Origin of the sequence: Clostridium sp. (assembly GCF_050717635.1) — a bacterium.
GTDB lineage: Bacteria > Bacillota > Clostridia > Clostridiales > Clostridiaceae > Clostridium_AD.
This window is the reverse complement of record NZ_JBOITO010000025.1, coordinates 1-19,565: the sequence shown is the minus strand read 5'-3', so window position 1 is coordinate 19,565 and position 19,565 is coordinate 1. Positions and strand designations below refer to the sequence as shown.

The following is a 19,565-nucleotide window of genomic DNA, read 5'->3' as shown; positions in this document are numbered from 1 at the left end:
GAGGCAAATTGATATTTTCCTACTTATCTTGCATTAACTAATCCTTTTAAAACGACTCTAAAATTCCTTAATTGAGAATACTTTTTTAAACTCCTCTATAGCTTCAATAAGTTGCTGTTTTAGTTCATCATCTAACATCTTATTATCCACTATTGCTTTGCCTATTTCTCTATGATGTGTATCCATGTATTCTAAAAATTCACTCTCAAATCTTATCACTTGGTGTACCGGAATATCCGTAAGATAGTTATTGGTTCCAGCAAAGAAAATCATAACTTGCTTTTCTACTGGCATAGGCATATATTGATCCTGCTTTAGTATTTCAATTAATCTTTTCCCTTTTTCCAGTCTCATCTTCGCATCTTTATCAAGATCTGTACCAAATTGGGCAAAAGCTACAAGTTCCCTATATTGAGCGAGTTCTAGTCTTAAAGTCCTGGTAACTTGTTTCATAGCTTTTATTTGAGCATTTCCACCAACTCTCGATACCGATATTCCAGCGTTAACAGCAGGTCTTTGCCCCGAATGGAAAAGTTCAGCCTCAAGAAATATTTGCCCATCTGTTATAGAAATAACGTTAGTTGGTATAAACGCCGTAACATCCCCTGCGAGAGTTTCTATTATAGGAAGAGCAGTTAATGATCCACCACCTAATTTATCTGAAAGTTTTGCCGCTCTTTCAAGTAACCTTGCATGAATATAAAATATATCTCCTGGATAAGCCTCTCTACCTGGCGGTCTACGAAGTAATAGCGACATAGCTCTATAAGCAACTGCATGCTTAGATAAATCATCATATACTATTAATACATTCTTCCCATTATGCATAAAGTATTCTCCCATACTACATCCAGCATAGGGTGCTAAATACTGAAGTGGTGCTGAATGAGAAGCTGTGGATGCCACCACTATTGTATAATCTAAGGCTCCCATTTCAGATAATGTGTTAACAATGTGCGCAACAGTTGATTGCTTTTGACCAATTGCTACATATATACATATGACATCTTTACCCTTTTGATTTAAAATAGTATCTATAGTTAAGGCTGTTTTACCTGTTTGCCTATCTCCAATTATAAGTTCTCTTTGACCTCGCCCAATTGGGACCATAGAGTCTATTGATTTTATTCCTGTTTGAAGTGGAACTTTAACTGATTGCCTATCAATAACTCCAGGCGCTTCAACTTCTACTTCTCTCGTCTGCGTAGTCTTTACTGGACCTTTTCCATCTATAGGTACACCTAACGCATTTACAACTCTTCCAAGCAATGCCTCTCCCACAGGAACTTCTACCACTTTACCGGTTCTCTTTACAATATCGCCTTCTTTGATACCCTTTTCAGGCCCTAAAAGCACACATCCTACATTATCCTGTTCTAAATTTAGCGCCATACCAAAAACTCCATTGGGGAACTCTAACATTTCATTTTCCATACACTCATCTAACCCATACACTCTGGCAATTCCATCACCTATTTGAATTATAGTACCTGAGTCAACGGTGTCAATTTTCTTGTCATATCTTTCTATTTCTTTTTTTATTATAGATGTTATTTCTTCTGGTTTTATGTTCATAAACTCACCTCTATTCCTATTTAGCCATTAATTTTTTCATTTCCTCTAATTTGATTTTTAGTGTACCATCAATAACATCGTCTCCGACCCTTATATACACCCCACCTATAATTTTTTTGTCTATTTTTTCAACAAATATAATTTTCTTATCATAAATATTTATTAATTTTGTTCTGAGGTTTTCTCTTTCAGAATCGTTAAGTGGTATTACTGTTTTAACCTCTACTAACAATGTGTTATTACGCTCTAAGTGGATCTTTTCCATTTCTTTAAGTTTCTCTTCAGTAAAAAGTATCCTATCTTTTTCTATAAGAATAAGCAGAAAGGACAAAAGATCTTCGTCAATTCTCCCCTTGAAAATGTTAATAAATATCTTCTTCTTTTCAGACGTACATACAAAAGGCTGTTTAATTAATTTCATGAAATTAGCATCATTGTTCATAAGTGAAACAATTTCCCGTAAATCATTTAAATATTCTTCTACTTTCCCTTTTTCCTCAGCAACTGTATATAGTGCTAGTGCATATCTTTTATCTAAGTATTCATACATTTTAGCTACCTACCTTAAAAATAAAATCCTCAATTAATTTTCTGTGTTCACTTTCATCGATATGCTTGCCAAGAGCCTTCTCAGACAATACTAAAGATAAATCTATAACTTGCGCTTTAATTTCACTTTTTGCTTTTTCTTGTTCTCTTTCAACTTCAACTCTTGCCCTTTGAATTATAAGTTCCGCTTCTTGTTTTGCACTTTGAATTACTTCTGCAGATATCTTCTCAGCCTTTTTCTTATATTTTTCAACTATTTTCTTACCCTCATGTTTTGCTAACTTTAATTTTTCACCATTTTCTATTTTTGATCTATTAGCCTCTTCTTTATCACTATTCGCCTTTTCAAAAGAAGAATCTAATTCTTGTTTTCTCGTTTGTAATATCTTGCTTACTGGTATAAATAGAAAATATTTAGCAATGAGAAGTAGGAAAAGGAAATTTACCATTGCAGCTATAATATTACCTAAATCCATCTCTAGCATATAGAATCACGGTTTATCAAGTTCTTTTAACCTCATGAAAACCGAGACTTTCACCTACCTTCCTTTTACTATTTCTCTTATCCTTTTACACCAAGCAAAATTAGTAATAATGCGATTAAGAAACCATAGATAGCAGTTGCTTCTGATAGAGCACCACCTATAACTAATGCCCTAAGTATCTTATCACTTGCTTCTGGTTGTTTTGCAATACCTTCTACGGCCTTTGCCGTAGCATTTCCTGTTCCTATTCCACCACCTATAACCCCGATAGCTGCTATTCCTGCTCCTATTGCTGACATTCCTGCTATAAACCCTGCTGAATCCATAATATATTCCTCCTATTTCTTTTTTATTTTAATGTTCTGAAATTATTACAATATTAATCATTGTTAGCATTACAAATATAACCATTTGGATAGTACCATCAAATAAATCAAAATACATATGTAACGGTATTGGTATTCCCAGTTGTGCCACCCAAGTAATTTTACTTAGTCCGCCATATGCTAATTCCATAATTATGGTTGCTGCAAACATATTTCCAAATAATCTTAGACTTAAAGATACCGGCAGCATAATTCTCTCCAATATATTTATTGGAAGTAATATAGGTAGTGGTTTTGCATAGCCAGTAAAATATTTTTTAAGACCCGCTTTTTTTATTGTGTAGCCCTGTATCACTATAAATGTAATTAAACCCATTCCCAAAGTTACACTATAATCTGTAGTCGGTGGCTTTATTCCAAATAACCCTACCAAGTTCATTGATAAAAGATAAATTCCTAATGTACCTATAAACGGAACAAATTTTTTAAACCTTTTACCCATAGTCTCTTCTACTGTTTTTTCCACAAATTCAATGAAAATTTCAACTATCGCTTGTTTTTTGTCTGGTATTTTTTTAAGATTTATATTAATAAATACTATTAGTAAAATAAGTACCATCACTATTACCCATTGTGTTATTAAACTAGCTGTAATTTGAAAATCATACCCAAATAAATTTACACTAGGTAATTTTGCAATTCCTCCCACATGCTCACTTCCCTTCACATTCTTTAATATTAATTCCGTAAAGTACTATAGAAATAAGTTGTGAACTATATCCTAATATAAACGCAATTATACTAAAATTGTAATAATTAAAAATTATTACGCCTATTACGCACACGAAAATAACCCTAAAAGCAAATCCAAAAAAAGTAATGAATCCATATTGGTTTTTAACTTTATTAAATATAAAATCAACAGATATTAAATTTAATAATAAATTAATAGTTGCTAAAAAGAGACCTAACAAAAAAAATACTGCATATTTTTTATCAAATAGATAAATTACAGTAAATCCAAAGAGTGCTATGAAAAAATTAAAATAATTAATCTTTTTATACATCTGTGTCGACTTAATATTCAATTTTTACTTCTCCTTCACTATTTGTTTATACTTTTAATTATAGTCCTCTACTATACATAAATAAAAGACCAAATTAGTCAATGTTTTAACGTATATCTTTAAATAATCTTATTAAATCGTTTAAATAATATATTTCTTCGGATTTGCTCCATTTTAAGAACTATTACTATTTAACCAATAATTTATAAAACAGTTATTCGTTTATCTTAATATTCTGATAAATTTCAATTAAAATTTTAATGAATTTGACTTTCACTGAGGTCTAAATACATTTCTATTATAAATTGTATATAATTAAACAATTACAAAAACTTTATAACGTATATATTTCCAAGCGATTAGTTTGTTTTTATAGTGTAATTGCAATATATTATTTTTAAAATATCGTTTTTCTCGATAATTCTTTTCACATTTATGTTATTTTTATCATAAAGAGATTAAATTATGCATATACCCAAACAAAAATAGATTCAAGAAATTATAATTCTTGAACCTACTAAAAAAACATCTAACCTATACCATAATTTTATTAACACATATATACGTTTATTAAGATTTCTTATCAAAGTAATTCAATAACACATCTACTATTTTAGCAGAAGCATTACCATCACCATAAGGATTAGTTGATCTACTCATACTATTATACTCACCTAAATTTCTGAGAAGTATACTCGTTTTTTGTACAATCTCTTGTTTATCCGTTCCAACTAGCTTTACAGTGCCAGCCTCCTGAGCCTCTACCCTCTCAGTAACATCCCTAAGTACTAAAACCGGTTTACCTAAATGAGGCGCTTCTTCTTGAATTCCACCTGAATCAGTCATTATTAGATAACATTTTTTCATTAAATTATGCATTTCACTGGTATCTAATGGATTAAGTAAATGTATCCTATCTATACCTTCTAATATTCTGTACACCATATCCTTTACTACTGGATTTGGATGAACTAGATACAATACTTCTACATTGCTATTTTCTTTTACTATGATTTTTAGTGCATTACATATATTTTCAATTCCACTTCCCCAATTTTCTCTTCTATGAGCCGTGACTAATATTATTTTTTTATTTTGGTAATCAAGTGCATTTAGATCACAATCTTCAAAAACATAATCGTCTTTAATTGTATACTTCATAGCATCTATAACTGTATTGCCTGTAACAAAAATTATGCTTTCATCTACACCCTCTCTTAATAAATTTTCTTTGGAGGTATTAGTAGGTGAAAAATGCAAGTCTGTAAGAACCCCCGTTAACTTTCTATTAATTTCTTCTGGGTAAGGATAAAATTTATTATGACTTCTAAGCCCAGCTTCTACATGTCCAATAGGTATTTTCCTATAAAAAGCCGCAAGAGATGCAGCAAAGCTTGTAGTAGTATCTCCATGTACAAGTACTATATCAGGCTTCTCACTGTCTAGAATGTCCTCTAACCCTTGTATCACAGCGCAGGTTATCCCCGTTAAGCTTTGTTTTGATTTCATTATATTCAAATCATATTTAGGTACAATATTAAAAATTTCTAGGACCTGATCTAATATCTCTCTATGTTGAGCAGTAACACATACCGTACATTGTATTTGAGGAACCTTTTCTAGTTCCTTCACTAAAGGTGCCATTTTTATAGCCTCAGGTCTTGTACCAAATATTACTATAACCTTAATAGTTTCCACCAGATACCCTCCTAACTTATTTTTTTTCTATCCGTTTATTGTATCGTAAGTATGTATAATTTATTCCCTATGCTTAAAAATACCATATTTCCAAGCTGTCAAAACTGATACAAACATTACTAATCCCAACAAAAAATATGCCCTTTGATTACTTATTTGCATTGCTATAATGGATATTGCACCCAAAACTGCACTTATTAAATACATAATAAAAACCGCTTGTTTTTGGCTCAGTCCCATATTTAAAAGTCGATGGTGCAAATGCCCTTTATCTGCTTGCATTATAGATTGCCCATTAACTTTTCTTCTAATCATGGCAAAAAGAGTGTCATAAATAGGCAATCCAAAAGTTAAAATCGGCACCACAATTACAAAGACTGTTGCAGATTTGATTGCCCCTTCAATTGAAATAGCCGCTAAAAGAAACCCTAATAATTGGGAACCCGTATCTCCCATAAAAATAGAGGCAGGATTTAAATTATATGGTAAAAACCCTAAAATCGCCCCACTCAATACAGCGGTTAGAAATGCTGCTTCCAATCTTCCATTAATTAAAGAAACTATCATTAATGTAACACAGGATATAAATGCTACACCAGCTGCTAACCCGTCTAATCCATCTATTAAATTAAAAGCATTAGTCACACCGACAATCCATATTATCGTTATAGGAATTGTAATCCATCCCACACTCAGGTAAGGATATATTTCTCTAAACGGATTAGTTACAATTGATATACTAATTCCTGATTTCAAAAGACATATAGCTGCTATGATCTGTATTAAGAGCTTATATCTAGGCCTTAAATCTTTGATATCATCTAAAACTCCTCCGATAACAATTATAGTTGCTCCTATAATTATACCTGTTTGAGAAGGGGTTAAAATACCATTGTATAAAATGACTCCTAAAACAAAAGCTAAATATATAGCAAGCCCCCCCATAACTGGAGTAGGTTTTTTATGAATTCGCCTTTCATCTTTAGGACTATCAACGGCCTTCACCTTAATTGCTATTTTTTTAACTATAGGAGTACTTATAAAAGAAATTAGCGCTGCAATTATTGCTATAATATAAATATTACTCATATAAAATCCTTTCCTTCATAAAATCATTGTATTTGTTTGATACTTAATATCCGCCATCACCCTTAAGTGAGTCATCATTTTCTATCCACTCTTCTACATATACGATATTGTATTGTGTTTGGTTATCTCTAATTATTACCTTTTCTATACCTGAATTAATTATAAATCTTTTACATAAAGAGAATGGAGATGCATTTAGAACTAATTCTCTAGTTCCCACCTTTTTTCCTATAATACCTTATTATCTTGGTCTAAATTAACCAATTCTATCCATGTTGCATATTGGAACCAATTTATTGAAGGCTTATACTCTTTAGCAAAAACTACCCTTGTTACACCAGAATTTATAATTACCTTTTGGCACTCTGGACAGGGCGTATGGGTTACATATAATGTTGAACCTGCTCTTTCTTCAGGTGAAACTTCCATCAAGCAATTTACTTCTGCATGTATAGTCCTCACACAATGATTATCCTTCATAAAGCATCCTTCACTCTCACAATGTGGTAACCCTTTTGGACTTCCATTATAACCCGTTCCTTTTATTCTTTTCTCCTTTACAAGCACTGCTCCTACATGTAATCTATCACAAGTGCTTCTTTCTGCGACCTCAAGTGCTATATCTATAAAATAATTATCCCAATCTTTTCTCATTGTCGTAAGCCCCCATCAAAAACTATGCTATTAACAATAATATCACATCCATTATTAATTTTATAGATTTAGTTTCAAATTAAAAGAATAATTTACATTTACATTTACAGGATAAAATTCTATATCTTCTTCGAATGTACAAACAGTGGTTTTAGATATTGCTATTAATGCTACCATTTATTTGCTCAAAATTTTCCATAATTTATTTATTACCCATTAATATAATTATAGTATAAGTTCGCGTTTTATCAACCAAAAGTTCGCTTTTTACCTAAATTAGATGTTAGGTGTTTTCAAACATAGTAATATAGTTAAAGTTGCTGCTGGTACATTATATGGTGCTATTGAAAAACTTTTGAAGGAAAAACTAATAAAATCAGTAGAAAGTGAAGATAAACGAAGAAAAGTGTATGTGATTACTTATAAGGGTAAAGAGGTATTAAAACTTGAGATTGTTAGAATGAGGCATTTAATAACTATATCTCAAGATATAGTTTAATAATAGAAGGGAGCAAAAATCATGAAAAAATTTAAGATGTTCGTAGACATGGATAAAGAGGAAGAATACTTAAATGGAATGGCTAAAAGTGGATTTGTGCTTAAAAAATATGGTTTTTTTGGAGTTTATACTTTTGATAAAGAAGATTCTGTAGATTTGAATTATAGAGTTGATTATCGTACATTTAAAAATAAAAGACAATTTGAGGAGTATAAAATTTTATTTGAAGATGCTGGTTGGGAGCATGTTTCAGGAACACAATTATCATTATCAGGAGGACAATATTTTATTCCTAAATTATCAAATATAGGACTGCCTGATATTTTTTCAGATACAGAATCAAAATTGGCAAGATACAAAAGATTTATTGATCAGTGTATTGGTAGTTGTGTGTGTATTTTAATTTATATGTTTAGTATGTTAAAAACCAATAATTTGAGATATTTAACACCTGGACTATGGGAGAAAAATGGAGATGATTTTTGGAGAGCTTTTATTATTGAAACCCCAGCTGTAGTTTTACGATTTCTGCCTTTTATAATTCTTCTTATATTATCAATAATGTATGGTAATAGGGCCTTTAGAGCAAAAAAGATGTACAATAAAAGTGTAACTGAAAATAAAAATAATTGTTTATAATGTAAATATAATTATAATCCAAGGAATCAGTTAGATTAGGGGTAAGGCAACGAATTCACGAATCGTTGCCTTACCCCATTGAAAGATAAAATGCAGTTAAGTATTCAATTAAATTTAATTAAGCAATTATAGTTCTTAATATTTTTTTTATTCAATATAACGTTTCTTATATTGTATGGCTTTTATGGCTTAAAAGCACAAAACTCTTTATGTGAAATATATATAATCTATAGTATAATTAGTGAAATGAGCTGATTTGAGCTTTCTAGAATATCGTTTATTAAACACCATGAATTAATAACATGATACGTTTTTAGTTGAAAAGGGGGCGCCACCACACATGATATACAAACTTAGATATTTAATCATAGCAATTGCATTTTTTATTTTATTAAAATTGCTTGTGCCAATTTCTGAATTTATGAATTGGAATATAGCGAAAGAAAGTCAAGATTTAGTGGTAATTATTGTTGGTTCATTAGCTATTATTTTTTCATTACTGGCAGTAGTTTTTGGCATTAAAGAAAATTACAGTCGATGGATTCGTGAAGATAAGTAAAAAAAAGTGCATAAAAGTAGTGTATCTTCTCAATTAGACACCGTTTATGCAGTGAAAATAGTGTATATCAACATATATAAATGAAACAATGAGGGTATAGGATAGTTATAAAGAACAATAAAATGTCGTGAAAATTTCAATTGAACTAAACCGCTAACAGCGGTGGCAGACGAGTGCTAATTATGTTAATTTAATTTTTACTTATATAAAATATAAAGAAATATCCTATTTGACTAGGATATTTCTTTATTATAATGCACACTTCCTATAAACTTTTATTGATGAAATAAAAAATAAGGAAGTGTTATTATTTATGTCAGAATTAAGAGAAAAAATGAAAATGGATATGGAATTAAGGGGTTATAGCCCTGGGACCATAGTAGGCTATATTCGTCAAGTCAGTAACTTTGCTAAATTTTATAACAAATCACCAAAATATTTAGGCGAAAAAGAAATACGTGACTACTTACATTATTGTATCATGGAAAAAAAATTAAGTGAAGTAACCGTTAATCATATTAATGCAAGTCTTAAATTCTTTTATACTAAAACATTAAATATATATTGGAATGTTAATCAAATTGCAAGGATCAAAGTACCAAAGAAATTACCTTCTATTTTGTCTCCTGAAGAAGTTAATTCTATTTTTGATGTTACTGAAAACCTTAAGCATAAGGCAATCCTCATGACGATTTACTCCGCAGGATTAAGGGTCAGCGAAGTTTGTAATCTTAAAATAGCAGATATTGATAGTAAAAACATGCAAATATTAATAAGGCAGGGCAAAGGCAAAAAAGATAGATATTCACTGTTATCGGAAGTAAATCTTAAAATTCTCAGAGAGTATTGGACAAGATATCATCCTACAGAATATTTATTTTCTGGAAATGGTCGTACACATGCTATAACTCAACGAACTGTTCAAAGAATATTAGAAAGATCTATGAAAAAGACTGGAATCACTAAACATGCATCAGTCCACACACTTCGCCATTGTTTCGCTACCCATTTACTGGAAAATGGAACAGATATATGTTATATTCAAAGACTTTTAGGACATAGGAACATAACTACTACCACCATATATTTACATCTTAGGAGGCTGGATCTACTTAATATAAAGAGTCCATTGGATACTTTTCTAGATAAAAAAGGTGAACGAGATGATTGAGATTCAAGATATATTTAATCAGTATGGCGATGAATACAGAAAAAATCATAAGCTACCGTTACATATTTTAAAAACTATGATAGATATTGAAGCTTGTAGAACAGCAGAGCTTGGCGGTCATATAGACGAATGTGATGAATGTGGGCACGTTAGGGTTTCTTATAATTCCTGCCGAAACAGGCATTGTCCTAAATGCCAAACTTTAGCCAAGGAAAGATGGCTTGAAAAAAGAAAAGAGGATTTATTACCCGTAGGGTATTTTCATGTAGTTTTCACTATACCTCAAGAACTTAACTATATAACTCTTACAAACCAAAAGGATAGGAAAATCTCAAATTTTATTTGAGATTACTGGGTTGAAAATACTTTTTTAACGATTCTATACCAATTTCCAAATCACTTTTCTCCATAACTTTTTCAATAGTTCCCATTTCCAATTCTTCTGCCAGGGCTATAATATCTTTTAAGGTTTTATATGAATGTTTCACTTGAGCCTGTAGACGGCATAGTTCAGTTTTTAAAATACCTGAGTAAAATCAAGTTGCTCTGTATAAACTTTTATTGTACGTTGTACAATTGAATCATTCAAGACAAGGTTTATTACGAGCCTCCAAGAGTGTTATATATTGTTCTTTAGCATCTGTTAACTGACTATCTATTAAATTTGCAATCATAGGCATATTCTTAATGGGTTGCCAATTTGGTTGTGGTTTATTATTCATAAATATTTTATCCTTTCATCAAATATTTCGTTTTTATTTGAATTTAATTTTCATAAAATGACCTATCTTTAAAAAGTTCCTATAATGTCAAGAGTAGGAACTTATTTTAAGATTAGCTTACCATATGCCTCTAAAATACTCAATAAAATGCTTTAAATACACCTAAGTTCAAGTTCCAAAATAAGATTCGGAACTTTCATATATGGAAAATTAGAAATTTCCTATTGCTTCTGGTGACAGCTATGTTCTTCATACCCCCCTAAGGAGTATCGTTTGTTTTGTTAAGCTAAACAAGTAAAACGGACCACCCAAAGGTCGTCCGTTAATGTATGATTCATCAATAACTGATCAAATTACTTCTCAGCACTGCACTTATCTGATATATAGATGGTATATTAATAGGTAAGGCTGGAAATAATATACTGAAAAGTAATGCTAAAGTAACAACATTCATCAACTATATTAACATTTTTTTTTTATAATTAAATAGTTCAATTATTTTGCTTAAAGAAAGAGAATACACAAAATAATTTACACCCTCGATTTTCTTTTCATCTATTCCCCTTTTGGTAACTACATTGTTCTTTTTAATAACTTTGGGGGTATCTTTTGGAATTGTTCTCTTCTTCTCCAGTTTTTCTAATAATTCTTTATATTTACTTTGATATTCCTCTATCTCTTTATTATGTTTGAATTGTTCCTGGCTAAATTTGTTATTTAATTCTTCTTTTACTTTTGCAACTTCTAATCTTATATTTAATTGATATTCTTTTTTTAATGTTTCTAATTCCTTTTGATTATCTTTAGATAGCTTCTCAATGCTCTTATTCAACTGGTTAACATTATAATCATTATCCCTAATGATATTATCTTTATCTATGTTTCTGGCCTGAGCATCCGAAAGCAACTTCTTATACCCTTCCAATTCAATCTTATATTGTTTATATTCTTGTAAATCACTCAGCAACATATCGTTCTTATTTTTATATTCTTCTACAATTAAATTCTTATCCTTTATATTACCCTCTAATCGCTCCATTTGTTTGCTATGATCAATTCTAATGCTTAGTAATTCATCACTGCTCTCCTTGCTATCTTTTTGTACTACGAGTAAATCTCCGTAAACCTTTTGTAATTCTTCCTTTTGTTGTGTAATACTACTTTTTTTATCTGATAACATATTTTTATATTTATTCTTTAATTCTTCAAGCTCTGCATTTTTATTTCCTATTAAAGTGTTGCTGCCATCTGCAATACTTATAAAAGAATTTAGTATTGCATCTAAATTAGCTTGGATAATAGTAGTGTCTTTACTTAAAAAACTATAGTGCAAGTGGTGGACAGTTTCCTCCTGCGCCACCTGTTTTTTTAAGCCAATTCTGAAAGGAGTTTTTTATTAATGGGATATGTTTTCCGCTTATTTAAAACGATATATGTGGACATATCAACCTCTTATTGAATAATTCTATTCCAGTACTTCAACAAGCTCAAATAACTCTACTATAAGTATTTCATCATCTGTTAATTGAATATCCTTTACCGTATTATTCCATGCAGTTCTGTGGTCACCTTGAAACTTTTGAACTTCTTCACCATCTCCTTCTCCTCTTACAAGTCTGATATCTGGATCTCCAAAAGTTGTTTCGAAAACATCTATGATTCTAATATTACATTTAGGTTCTTCCTGATTATTAACTACAGTTACCATTTTACCTTTTGTTTCATATACCTCATTTAATTCGTGTTCTTCATAAAGTATTTTAAAACTGCAAGTTGCTGTTTTTACTCTATCAATAATTTGTTGAATTAACATTTCTCCAATTCCATTATCTCCATCCCAACCAAAGGATGATATATTTTCATATATTTTCATGATTCTCTTCTCCTTTAATAAATTTATTTCAATGTTTTTCTATAGATGTAGACTATCTAACATTATGCTTTATTAGCATTTATAAAGCCCTCTATATAAGATTTCTCATTTTCAGAAGGTTCCCTATTAAATTTATTCATAAATAGCCTAATTGCATGTTTAGCAGAAGTGACCTCACAGGCTATCTGTGCTGTAGTTCGTAGTAATTCCCAAAAATCACTTATCTCTTTCCTATCGCATACTGGCTCATGTGATATGACATAATATTCTGCATAATACTTTTCTATTTTATCTATCATCTTTAATAGCTCTTCCCTATCATATCCATATAAGCCGTTATATTTTCTACCATACATACCATTTGAAAAATGAGCTGCATTTCTAATTAAATGTAATGGATACCCTGTTATTTTTGACCATTTTTTATTATGGGTGTTTTTACCTTACCCGCCAAAAATGTATATTAGCATATTTAATAGAATCAAAATAGAAATTATGTTACATAACAATATCAATTATCAGTATTAAGTAACATTCAATTTATGATTTTCATATAAAACATTCAAAATCGTTGCCAAATAAGGAAAGCGAAAGTTACATAAGTATATTGTGTAAATTTCAAAACACCTAAAATCCGTATTAATAATATCTTTTGCCCCTAATATACTTTTTTGGCGGGATAGGTAAAACTACCTATTAGATTCTCCCCCCTAGGATTTTTACGATTTATTCATTGCTGTTGCCATTTCCGCTGCCAAACATCTGCATAACTTTCATAAAACTTCCGCTTTCAGCACCGAGTAGCCTTTCTGCGTTGAAAACAAATGCTTGCATACGTAAAGCGTTCTCATCCCTTGTCATTTTAACCATATCATCATCAAAAACAGTATTTGTATATACCACAATCATTTCCATGCATTCATAGGGGTGCGGCGTGCTGAATAGTCCCTGTTCAATGCCCTCGCGTATTATTCCTGTCAGTATAGGCGTAACTCCGCTTAATATTACCTTTTGTATTTTCGCATGCATAAGCGCGTTCTGCGGTTTATGAATTTGATCTATAATTTCCTTGCCGTTCCCGCCGCTTATGTTCAGTGCCATTACAACGCGGATAATGCGCTCATTTACAGGTATGCTCTTGTCTGCAGCGATATCCTGCGCCGCGCCTAAAACACGGACATTATACCTCTCAATCAGCGCGTCCAATATATCCTCCTTGGATTTGAAATGATAATACAGCGTTCCCCGCGCAATACCAACTTGTTCGAGAATATTGTTTGTACTTGTACCGTCAAAGCCCTTATGACCGAAAAGATTATCGGCTGCGTCAAGTATTTCATTTCTGCGCTCTTCAGCTTCTTTTACTATTCTCATTTTTATGTCTCCTCGTAGTAGACTGACTGTCTGTTTGTCTAGTAATATAATTTCATACTTATTATCAGTTGTCAAGAGTGTGTGCTAAAATTTTTCAAAAACTTAAAAAAACCAAGGTACCTTTTGAGAGGTCTCCCCGGGATTTAGGCATTATAATAATTAATTTGAATATTATGGTATACTTAGTAATAACTAAAACACAGAATATATAAAGTAAGTTATCACAGCACATAATTCAGTTTTGGTAAAATACATAATAAGGAAGTGGTTTTTTTTGAACGTATTAATTGCAGAAGATGAGAAGGACATCAGAAATCTTTTAAAGCTACAGCTTGAGCAGGAGGGGTACTATGTATTTACTGCTAAGGATGGTATAGATGCTTTAGATGTCTTACAAAACAAAGTCATTGATCTTGCCATACTTGACGTTATGATGCCTAGACTTGATGGTTTTAATCTGCTGCGAAAAATCCGTTTAACAAGCAATATACCTATCATATTTCTCACTGCTAGAGATAATGATATGGACAAGATTTTAGGACTTGGAATTGGTGCGGATGATTACCTTGTAAAACCATTTAGTATGGCTGAGCTACTTGCGAGAGTTGGAGCGCAGCTAAGACGCAGTCTTGAATACTCTTCCAAAAATGTGCAAGTCTTCTCCAAAATAGAGTATGGTAGTTTGCGCCTAGATAAAGACGCGTGCTGCGTCTATAAAAAGGATGTACTGGTGGAACTTAATGCAAAAGAGTACTTGCTACTTAAGCACCTGATGGAGAATCCTGAAAGGGCTTTTACTAAGAAGCAGTTATACAAGGCGGTATGGGATGAGGATATATATTGCGACGATAACACCATCATGGTTCATATAAGCCATATCAGAAATAAGATTGAAACTGATCCAAGGAATCCGGAATATGTAAAAACTATTCGTGGTATTGGATATAAATTCCATAAAAATAGCGAGGTTAGCTTATGAAAAGTAAAATAGAAAGCCGATTTTTGGCTAACTATGCACTTATGTTTATTATATCTATTATTGTAGCCATATCTGCATTTATGCTTTTGAGTTTTGCAAGTGATGTTATATCAAAGAACCTTGTTAAGAATAATTATACTGCAGAAAGCCTAATGCAGGATGACTACAAAAACATTGACACTTCGCAGGTTATAAATAACGGCGGTGGTGTACAGGTAGTTGATACTAATTATGAAATTATACATACAACAGGCATTAACACTATTTCAAAAGATAAACTTACCACATCAGAATTCACAGATTTTTTAATAAAGAGTAAAAGTATAGGAATAGACTACAGCTATAGTATTGAATTCAATTCTAGAGAGCAATTTTGGTTAGTAGTGACGTTTCCGACTTCTATCAGAATTGGTATGGATTTCGCATACAACAAAGATATTGATTCAGCAGATAAACATGCAACAATTGGTGTCGTTATTGCTGTTATTCTGTTTTACCTTATACTGCTTTCAATATGCACTGTAATATATTCTAAGCTAACATCTATAAGTATTATAAATCCCTTAAAAAAACTTTGCAACAGTGCAAGTCGGCTCAAAGATGGGGATTATACATCAAGAGTTGATCTTAATTTAAAAAATGAGTTTGGAGAATTAGAATATATATTTAATGAAATGGCAGAACAAATTCAGAAAGAAATACATCTAAGAAAACAGTCAGAAGAAAATCGCAAAAGGCTAATACTTGATATCTCTCATGATCTTAAAAACCCTATCGCAAGCATTATGGGTTATGCAGAATTCAGTTTTAACAAACTCGATTTATCAAAACAAGAACACGCTGCATACATGAAAATAATATATGAAAATAGCTTGAGAGCAAACAATTTAGTTAATGACCTATTTGAATTGTCTAGAATGGAAAGCTCCGAATATTCATTGAATAAAACAAGTGTTGATATATGTGAATATATGAGGGAAGAACTAGGGTTTTTCATAAACAACTTGGATAAGGCTGGATTTGCATATGATTTTGAAATACCAGAAAAAGAAATCTTGATTGAGATTGATTTAAAACAGATGAGCAGAGTGATACAAAATCTCGTTGACAATGCACTAAAATATAACACAAAAGGAACGTTATTAATAATCCGCTTATTTGAACAAGATGGTGGAGTTGTTATAATCTTCAAGGATAATGGCATTGGAATACCTACAGAAATTGCAAAGGATATATTTCAACCGTTTGTAAGGGTCGATATTGCAAGAAACTCACAAACCGGTGGCACAGGTCTAGGACTTGCTATTGTTAAAAAAATTATCGAAACACATGGAGGCAGTATTTGTGTAAAAACAGAGGTCAACTGTGGGTGTGAGTTTGTTATTAATATGCAAAGGATTTAAGATTGATTTAAGAAATATATAAGATTTAATGCAGTCCTAGTTAAGTATACCTTGCTATAATAATGGAAAGGGTACGAAATGGGGCTGTTTTCTGTTTCCTGTACAAATATAGAGAGGGGTGTATCAGCTATAGAGACATTAGAAAGTCATTTTTATAATTGGTTAGGAGTCTTGTTCTTTGTTTCGATATATAGTGCGGTGCTTTTATTTGTACCTTTTTATAAAAAGATGGACAAAAGTCCTAGAGGAATTTATATTGCTTTTTTAATAGCTTTTGCTTTTGAGATGCATGGCATACCATTTAGTATGTATGTTATTTCATGGATTGTAGGAAAAAACCTACCAGAAGGCATTCTGTGGGGACATACATTAGTTGGATCAATTGGTTTTCTTGGTATGTATATCAATTTTATATGTATTATAGTTGCATTATTGCTTATAGTAAATGGTTGGTACTATATTTACAGTAAATACTGGTCAAAGGAAAAAGGAACAGGGTCCCTTGTGATAAGTGGTGTATATAGATTCATTCGTCATCCACAGTACACTGGTCTGCTACTTTTGTCTTTTGGGATGATGGCAGATTGGGCAACATTACCGATGCTTGCACTGTCTCCATTAATGATAGTAATGTATGTCCGTCTCGCAAAACGGGAGGAACAAAATATGCTCATTGAATTTGGTGTGGAATATAGCGATTATATGAAAAATACAAAGATGTTCATTCCATTTATCTTTTAAAATGTAAATGAATTGTGTGTATAAAAAAATCAATTTAAAGGAGCTCTATAATTATGAGAACTAAAAAAAAGTATGTTTATTCAATTCTAATAGCAATGGTTTTAATAGTTTTTACAGGTTGTAATTTAAGTGATACAGTAAAAGAAATCAAAATGGAACCTGGAGTAATGGATATATCTATTAATACTTACAAGAACTCAGTTAAGGTGGGTGTTATTCTTAATAGTAATGTAGACTTTACAACTACAGAAGATCTTGCAGAAAAATATGCACTAATAGTTAAGAAATATTATAAAAAGCGAGATATTTATTTGAGGATAATTCAAAACAAAGAGGAATTAAGTAGCTATAGTATAGAAATTTTATTTAAAAAATAAATTAAAAAAACATTAAATTGTTTTAAGGGGGATATAATGAAAGACACATTAAAAAAAGAAACAATTCTTCAAGGTTTGAAACGCAATTGGTTTCGTAAGATATGGTTTCTTATACCACTAATTGGTGTCGTTATAATAGCTGCATACGTTATTTTTATACGTCCACATCTTATGCTAACGATGAAAACTGTTCCTATAGAATTTGGGTTTGCTTTTATATTGATTCTTTCTTTGGTTTTAGCAATAGTAACTCTTTTAGTTTCAAGTTTGATTACATTAGTTATTGCTATCTGTACACGAACAAGAGCAAGAATAACACCTTGGCTTTTAAAATTACGCAAGCAGTTAATATTAATATTAATATTAGTGTTTGTAAATGTTATTTCTGTAGTATGTAGCCAATGGATGGCATACACTCCACCTATACTTTCTGACAATGGGAAACCACTCGCGGGCAGCATTGCTACTTTGGAAAAAGTAACTTTAGGTGACAGTGAGCAGTGGATAACTATCCGCGGGAAAAACAAGAATAATCCGGTACTACTTTTCCTAGCTGGTGGGCCAGGTGGATCGCAGCTAGCCGCAACTAGAGAAGAATTAATAAAGCTTGAAGATGATTATGTGGTTGTTAACTGGGATCAACCAGGGTCGGGTAAGTCAATGGATGCTATACCACTTAAATCAATTACCCCGCAGAGATACATTTCCGATGGTCATGAACTAACAAAGTATCTATGCAAAAGATTTAACCAGGAAAAAATATATATACTTGGTGAATCGTGGGGGAGTGCACTCGGAATACTCCTTGTACAAAACTCCCCAGAACTATTTTCTGCCTTTGTTGGTACCGCTCCGATGGTCGAATTCGTTGAAACCGATCTTCATATGTACGATCTAGTGCTCAAGCTAGCAAATGAAAGGGGAGATACAGAACAAATTAATAAAATGGAAAATCAAGGTCTGCCCCCATACTATGGTAAAGGAATGGTTTGGAAATTTAGTACCCTCTCACAGTATTTGAGTAAATATATGGCAAAAAACCCTGAAATCGAGAATGCGGGTTATAATACACTAGGCGAAATTGGAGGTCCTGAATATGGTTTGTACGATAAAGTAAGTTGGGCGCTTGGTTTGGTTACTACATTCAATCAAGTCTATCCACAGTTGTATGATATAGATCTAAGCAAGCAAGCTATAAAATTAGATGTTCCTATTTACTTTATGATGGGTCGCTACGATATCAACGCATCACCAGAAATGGCGCAGGAGTATTTTAATGCAATAGAAGCTCCACATAAAGAGTTTATTTGGTTTGAACACTCCGGACACGAAATATGGAGGAACGAGCCAGACAAGTTAGTTTACTTAATGATAAATACGGTATTGAAGGAAACAAAAATAAAATAATTTTAAGGGGATTAATCCCCTTAAAATTGTTAAATAAAACGAAAGCAGGTGAAATTATGTTATATATAATAATGTATCCAACATCCATTTTACTCCGTGCAAGGTCTATGAGTGTATTTATAGATGATTCCTTGTGTGGAGGTAATACTAATATCGTCTAATACAAAATAGGCTTTGCACCTTTGATTACCAAATAATTAAAAGGAGCAAAGTGAAAAGAACAAAATCTCCCTACGGTCGAGTAAAAACCTTTATGCCAAGCAAATATGATAATCTCATCGTCCTTTGATTATCATATTTGCATCACATTCTGGGCATAGAACAATAGGACTACCACTCTTCTTGTCAAATTCCTCAGGTGTATAACATTCAAACGCA

At 31.7% G+C, this 19,565-nt stretch carries 24 protein-coding genes and 2 pseudogenes; 10 read left to right on the top strand and 16 right to left on the bottom strand.

All coding sequences use genetic code 11. The features are described from left to right. Positions 1 to 57: 57 nt before the first annotated feature. The 10 genes and pseudogenes from atpA to ACREWB_RS10820 form a co-directional block, all read right to left on the bottom strand. Positions 58 to 1,575, bottom strand: coding sequence for a F0F1 ATP synthase subunit alpha (gene atpA, locus ACREWB_RS10865; RefSeq protein ID WP_431547464.1), 1,518 nt, complete (start codon positions 1,573 to 1,575; stop codon positions 58 to 60). 16 nt (positions 1,576 to 1,591) lie between these two features. Next, positions 1,592 to 2,125: a F0F1 ATP synthase subunit delta gene (locus ACREWB_RS10860; RefSeq protein ID WP_431547463.1), complete on the bottom strand. Its 534-nt coding sequence runs from the start codon at positions 2,123 to 2,125 to the stop codon at positions 1,592 to 1,594. Position 2,126: 1 nt separating this feature from the next. Then, positions 2,127 to 2,609, bottom strand: a complete 483-nt coding sequence (locus ACREWB_RS10855) for a F0F1 ATP synthase subunit B (RefSeq protein WP_431547462.1) — start codon at positions 2,607 to 2,609, stop codon at positions 2,127 to 2,129. A 77-nt stretch (positions 2,610 to 2,686) separates the two neighbouring features. Continuing rightward, positions 2,687 to 2,935, bottom strand: a complete 249-nt coding sequence (gene atpE / locus ACREWB_RS10850) for an ATP synthase F0 subunit C (RefSeq protein ID WP_431547461.1) — start codon at positions 2,933 to 2,935, stop codon at positions 2,687 to 2,689. A gap of 28 nt (positions 2,936 to 2,963) precedes the next feature. Next, a complete protein-coding gene (locus ACREWB_RS10845; RefSeq protein ID WP_431547460.1) occupies positions 2,964 to 3,644 on the bottom strand; it encodes a F0F1 ATP synthase subunit A in 681 nt (226 codons plus the stop codon). A gap of 4 nt (positions 3,645 to 3,648) precedes the next feature. Beyond that, complete coding sequence (locus ACREWB_RS10840; RefSeq protein WP_431547459.1) at positions 3,649 to 4,023, bottom strand: ATP synthase subunit I; 375 nt, start codon at positions 4,021 to 4,023, stop codon at positions 3,649 to 3,651. A gap of 549 nt (positions 4,024 to 4,572) precedes the next feature. After that, the gene (gene wecB, locus ACREWB_RS10835; RefSeq protein WP_431547458.1) at positions 4,573 to 5,700 is read right to left on the bottom strand and encodes a non-hydrolyzing UDP-N-acetylglucosamine 2-epimerase; all 1,128 of its coding nucleotides are present in this window, start codon (positions 5,698 to 5,700) and stop codon (positions 4,573 to 4,575) included. Between the two features lie 60 nt (positions 5,701 to 5,760). Then, entirely contained in the window at positions 5,761 to 6,789 is a 1,029-nt protein-coding gene (locus ACREWB_RS10830) for an MraY family glycosyltransferase (protein ID WP_431547457.1), read from the bottom strand. A gap of 43 nt (positions 6,790 to 6,832) precedes the next feature. After that, a pseudogene (locus ACREWB_RS10825) lies at positions 6,833 to 7,024 on the bottom strand (cytidine deaminase); the annotation flags it as partial. Next, a complete protein-coding gene (locus ACREWB_RS10820; protein ID WP_431547456.1) occupies positions 7,018 to 7,443 on the bottom strand; it encodes a deoxycytidylate deaminase in 426 nt (141 codons plus the stop codon). The gene ACREWB_RS10820 and the pseudogene ACREWB_RS10825, both read right to left, overlap by 7 nt. Positions 7,444 to 7,723: 280 nt before the next feature. Between ACREWB_RS10820 and ACREWB_RS10815 the strand changes: the two genes are divergently transcribed. From ACREWB_RS10815 to ACREWB_RS10795, 5 genes and pseudogenes are all read left to right on the top strand, one after another. Further along, positions 7,724 to 7,942 (top strand): PadR family transcriptional regulator, encoded by a 219-nt coding sequence (locus ACREWB_RS10815; protein ID WP_431547455.1) that lies wholly within the window; start codon positions 7,724 to 7,726, stop codon positions 7,940 to 7,942. Between the two features lie 21 nt (positions 7,943 to 7,963). After that, complete coding sequence (locus ACREWB_RS10810; RefSeq protein ID WP_431547454.1) at positions 7,964 to 8,581, top strand: DUF2812 domain-containing protein; 618 nt, start codon at positions 7,964 to 7,966, stop codon at positions 8,579 to 8,581. A gap of 340 nt (positions 8,582 to 8,921) precedes the next feature. Then, positions 8,922 to 9,140: a hypothetical protein gene (locus ACREWB_RS10805; RefSeq protein ID WP_431547453.1), complete on the top strand. Its 219-nt coding sequence runs from the start codon at positions 8,922 to 8,924 to the stop codon at positions 9,138 to 9,140. 313 nt (positions 9,141 to 9,453) lie between these two features. Next, complete coding sequence (gene xerA / locus ACREWB_RS10800; RefSeq protein ID WP_431547452.1) at positions 9,454 to 10,311, top strand: site-specific tyrosine recombinase/integron integrase; 858 nt, start codon at positions 9,454 to 9,456, stop codon at positions 10,309 to 10,311. Further along, positions 10,304 to 10,633 (top strand): annotated as a pseudogene (locus ACREWB_RS10795) (IS91 family transposase); the annotation flags it as partial. The gene xerA and the pseudogene ACREWB_RS10795, both read left to right, overlap by 8 nt. Positions 10,634 to 10,649: 16 nt before the next feature. Here ACREWB_RS10795 and ACREWB_RS10790 read toward each other — a convergent pair. The 6 genes from ACREWB_RS10790 to ACREWB_RS10765 all read right to left on the bottom strand — a co-directional run bounded on the left by ACREWB_RS10790 (position 10,650) and on the right by ACREWB_RS10765 (position 14,280). Then, the gene (locus tag ACREWB_RS10790; protein WP_431547451.1) at positions 10,650 to 10,799 is read right to left on the bottom strand and encodes a hypothetical protein; all 150 of its coding nucleotides are present in this window, start codon (positions 10,797 to 10,799) and stop codon (positions 10,650 to 10,652) included. A gap of 93 nt (positions 10,800 to 10,892) precedes the next feature. Next, positions 10,893 to 11,033 (bottom strand): hypothetical protein, encoded by a 141-nt coding sequence (locus ACREWB_RS10785; protein ID WP_431547450.1) that lies wholly within the window; start codon positions 11,031 to 11,033, stop codon positions 10,893 to 10,895. 457 nt (positions 11,034 to 11,490) lie between these two features. Beyond that, the gene (locus tag ACREWB_RS10780) at positions 11,491 to 12,366 is read right to left on the bottom strand and encodes a hypothetical protein (protein WP_431547449.1); all 876 of its coding nucleotides are present in this window, start codon (positions 12,364 to 12,366) and stop codon (positions 11,491 to 11,493) included. 132 nt (positions 12,367 to 12,498) lie between these two features. After that, positions 12,499 to 12,906, bottom strand: coding sequence for an ASCH domain-containing protein (locus ACREWB_RS10775; protein ID WP_431547448.1), 408 nt, complete (start codon positions 12,904 to 12,906; stop codon positions 12,499 to 12,501). 62 nt (positions 12,907 to 12,968) lie between these two features. Further along, on the bottom strand, positions 12,969 to 13,262 hold the full coding sequence (locus ACREWB_RS10770) for a hypothetical protein (RefSeq protein WP_431547447.1): 294 nt from the start codon (positions 13,260 to 13,262) through the stop codon (positions 12,969 to 12,971). A gap of 370 nt (positions 13,263 to 13,632) precedes the next feature. Next, the gene (locus tag ACREWB_RS10765; protein ID WP_431547446.1) at positions 13,633 to 14,280 is read right to left on the bottom strand and encodes a TetR/AcrR family transcriptional regulator; all 648 of its coding nucleotides are present in this window, start codon (positions 14,278 to 14,280) and stop codon (positions 13,633 to 13,635) included. Between the two features lie 274 nt (positions 14,281 to 14,554). Here ACREWB_RS10765 and ACREWB_RS10760 point away from each other — a divergent pair, with 274 nt between their 5' ends. The 5 genes from ACREWB_RS10760 to ACREWB_RS10740 all read left to right on the top strand — a co-directional run bounded on the left by ACREWB_RS10760 (position 14,555) and on the right by ACREWB_RS10740 (position 19,187). After that, positions 14,555 to 15,259, top strand: coding sequence for a response regulator transcription factor (locus ACREWB_RS10760; RefSeq protein ID WP_431547445.1), 705 nt, complete (start codon positions 14,555 to 14,557; stop codon positions 15,257 to 15,259). After that, the gene (locus ACREWB_RS10755) at positions 15,256 to 16,662 is read left to right on the top strand and encodes a HAMP domain-containing sensor histidine kinase (protein WP_431547444.1); all 1,407 of its coding nucleotides are present in this window, start codon (positions 15,256 to 15,258) and stop codon (positions 16,660 to 16,662) included. Before ACREWB_RS10760 ends, ACREWB_RS10755 begins: the two co-directional genes overlap by 4 nt. A gap of 78 nt (positions 16,663 to 16,740) precedes the next feature. After that, a complete protein-coding gene (locus ACREWB_RS10750) occupies positions 16,741 to 17,403 on the top strand; it encodes a methyltransferase family protein (protein WP_431547443.1) in 663 nt (220 codons plus the stop codon). A gap of 53 nt (positions 17,404 to 17,456) precedes the next feature. Next, the gene (locus tag ACREWB_RS10745; RefSeq protein ID WP_431547442.1) at positions 17,457 to 17,780 is read left to right on the top strand and encodes a hypothetical protein; all 324 of its coding nucleotides are present in this window, start codon (positions 17,457 to 17,459) and stop codon (positions 17,778 to 17,780) included. A 36-nt stretch (positions 17,781 to 17,816) separates the two neighbouring features. Then, on the top strand, positions 17,817 to 19,187 hold the full coding sequence (locus tag ACREWB_RS10740) for an alpha/beta fold hydrolase (RefSeq protein WP_431547441.1): 1,371 nt from the start codon (positions 17,817 to 17,819) through the stop codon (positions 19,185 to 19,187). Positions 19,188 to 19,565: the final 378 nt, after the last annotated feature.

Excerpts from the sequence above, each read along its gene's own strand:
- atpA (WP_431547464.1), bottom strand. The coding sequence starts at position 1,575 with ATGAACATAAAACCAGAAGAAATAACATCTATAATAAAAAAAGAAATA.
- ACREWB_RS10860 (WP_431547463.1), bottom strand. The coding sequence starts at position 2,125 with ATGTATGAATACTTAGATAAAAGATATGCACTAGCACTATATACAGTT.
- ACREWB_RS10855 (WP_431547462.1), bottom strand. The coding sequence starts at position 2,609 with ATGCTAGAGATGGATTTAGGTAATATTATAGCTGCAATGGTAAATTTC.
- atpE (WP_431547461.1), bottom strand. The coding sequence starts at position 2,935 with ATGGATTCAGCAGGGTTTATAGCAGGAATGTCAGCAATAGGAGCAGGA.
- ACREWB_RS10830 (WP_431547457.1), bottom strand. The coding sequence starts at position 6,789 with ATGAGTAATATTTATATTATAGCAATAATTGCAGCGCTAATTTCTTTT.
- ACREWB_RS10820 (WP_431547456.1), bottom strand. The coding sequence starts at position 7,443 with ATGAGAAAAGATTGGGATAATTATTTTATAGATATAGCACTTGAGGTC.
- ACREWB_RS10815 (WP_431547455.1), top strand. The coding sequence starts at position 7,724 with ATGTTAGGTGTTTTCAAACATAGTAATATAGTTAAAGTTGCTGCTGGT.
- ACREWB_RS10810 (WP_431547454.1), top strand. The coding sequence starts at position 7,964 with ATGAAAAAATTTAAGATGTTCGTAGACATGGATAAAGAGGAAGAATAC.
- ACREWB_RS10805 (WP_431547453.1), top strand. The coding sequence starts at position 8,922 with ATGATATACAAACTTAGATATTTAATCATAGCAATTGCATTTTTTATT.
- xerA (WP_431547452.1), top strand. The coding sequence starts at position 9,454 with ATGTCAGAATTAAGAGAAAAAATGAAAATGGATATGGAATTAAGGGGT.
- ACREWB_RS10785 (WP_431547450.1), bottom strand. The coding sequence starts at position 11,033 with ATGAATAATAAACCACAACCAAATTGGCAACCCATTAAGAATATGCCT.
- ACREWB_RS10775 (WP_431547448.1), bottom strand. The coding sequence starts at position 12,906 with ATGAAAATATATGAAAATATATCATCCTTTGGTTGGGATGGAGATAAT.
- ACREWB_RS10770 (WP_431547447.1), bottom strand. The coding sequence starts at position 13,262 with ATGTATGGTAGAAAATATAACGGCTTATATGGATATGATAGGGAAGAG.
- ACREWB_RS10765 (WP_431547446.1), bottom strand. The coding sequence starts at position 14,280 with ATGAGAATAGTAAAAGAAGCTGAAGAGCGCAGAAATGAAATACTTGAC.
- ACREWB_RS10755 (WP_431547444.1), top strand. The coding sequence starts at position 15,256 with ATGAAAAGTAAAATAGAAAGCCGATTTTTGGCTAACTATGCACTTATG.
- ACREWB_RS10750 (WP_431547443.1), top strand. The coding sequence starts at position 16,741 with ATGGGGCTGTTTTCTGTTTCCTGTACAAATATAGAGAGGGGTGTATCA.
- ACREWB_RS10745 (WP_431547442.1), top strand. The coding sequence starts at position 17,457 with ATGAGAACTAAAAAAAAGTATGTTTATTCAATTCTAATAGCAATGGTT.
- ACREWB_RS10740 (WP_431547441.1), top strand. The coding sequence starts at position 17,817 with ATGAAAGACACATTAAAAAAAGAAACAATTCTTCAAGGTTTGAAACGC.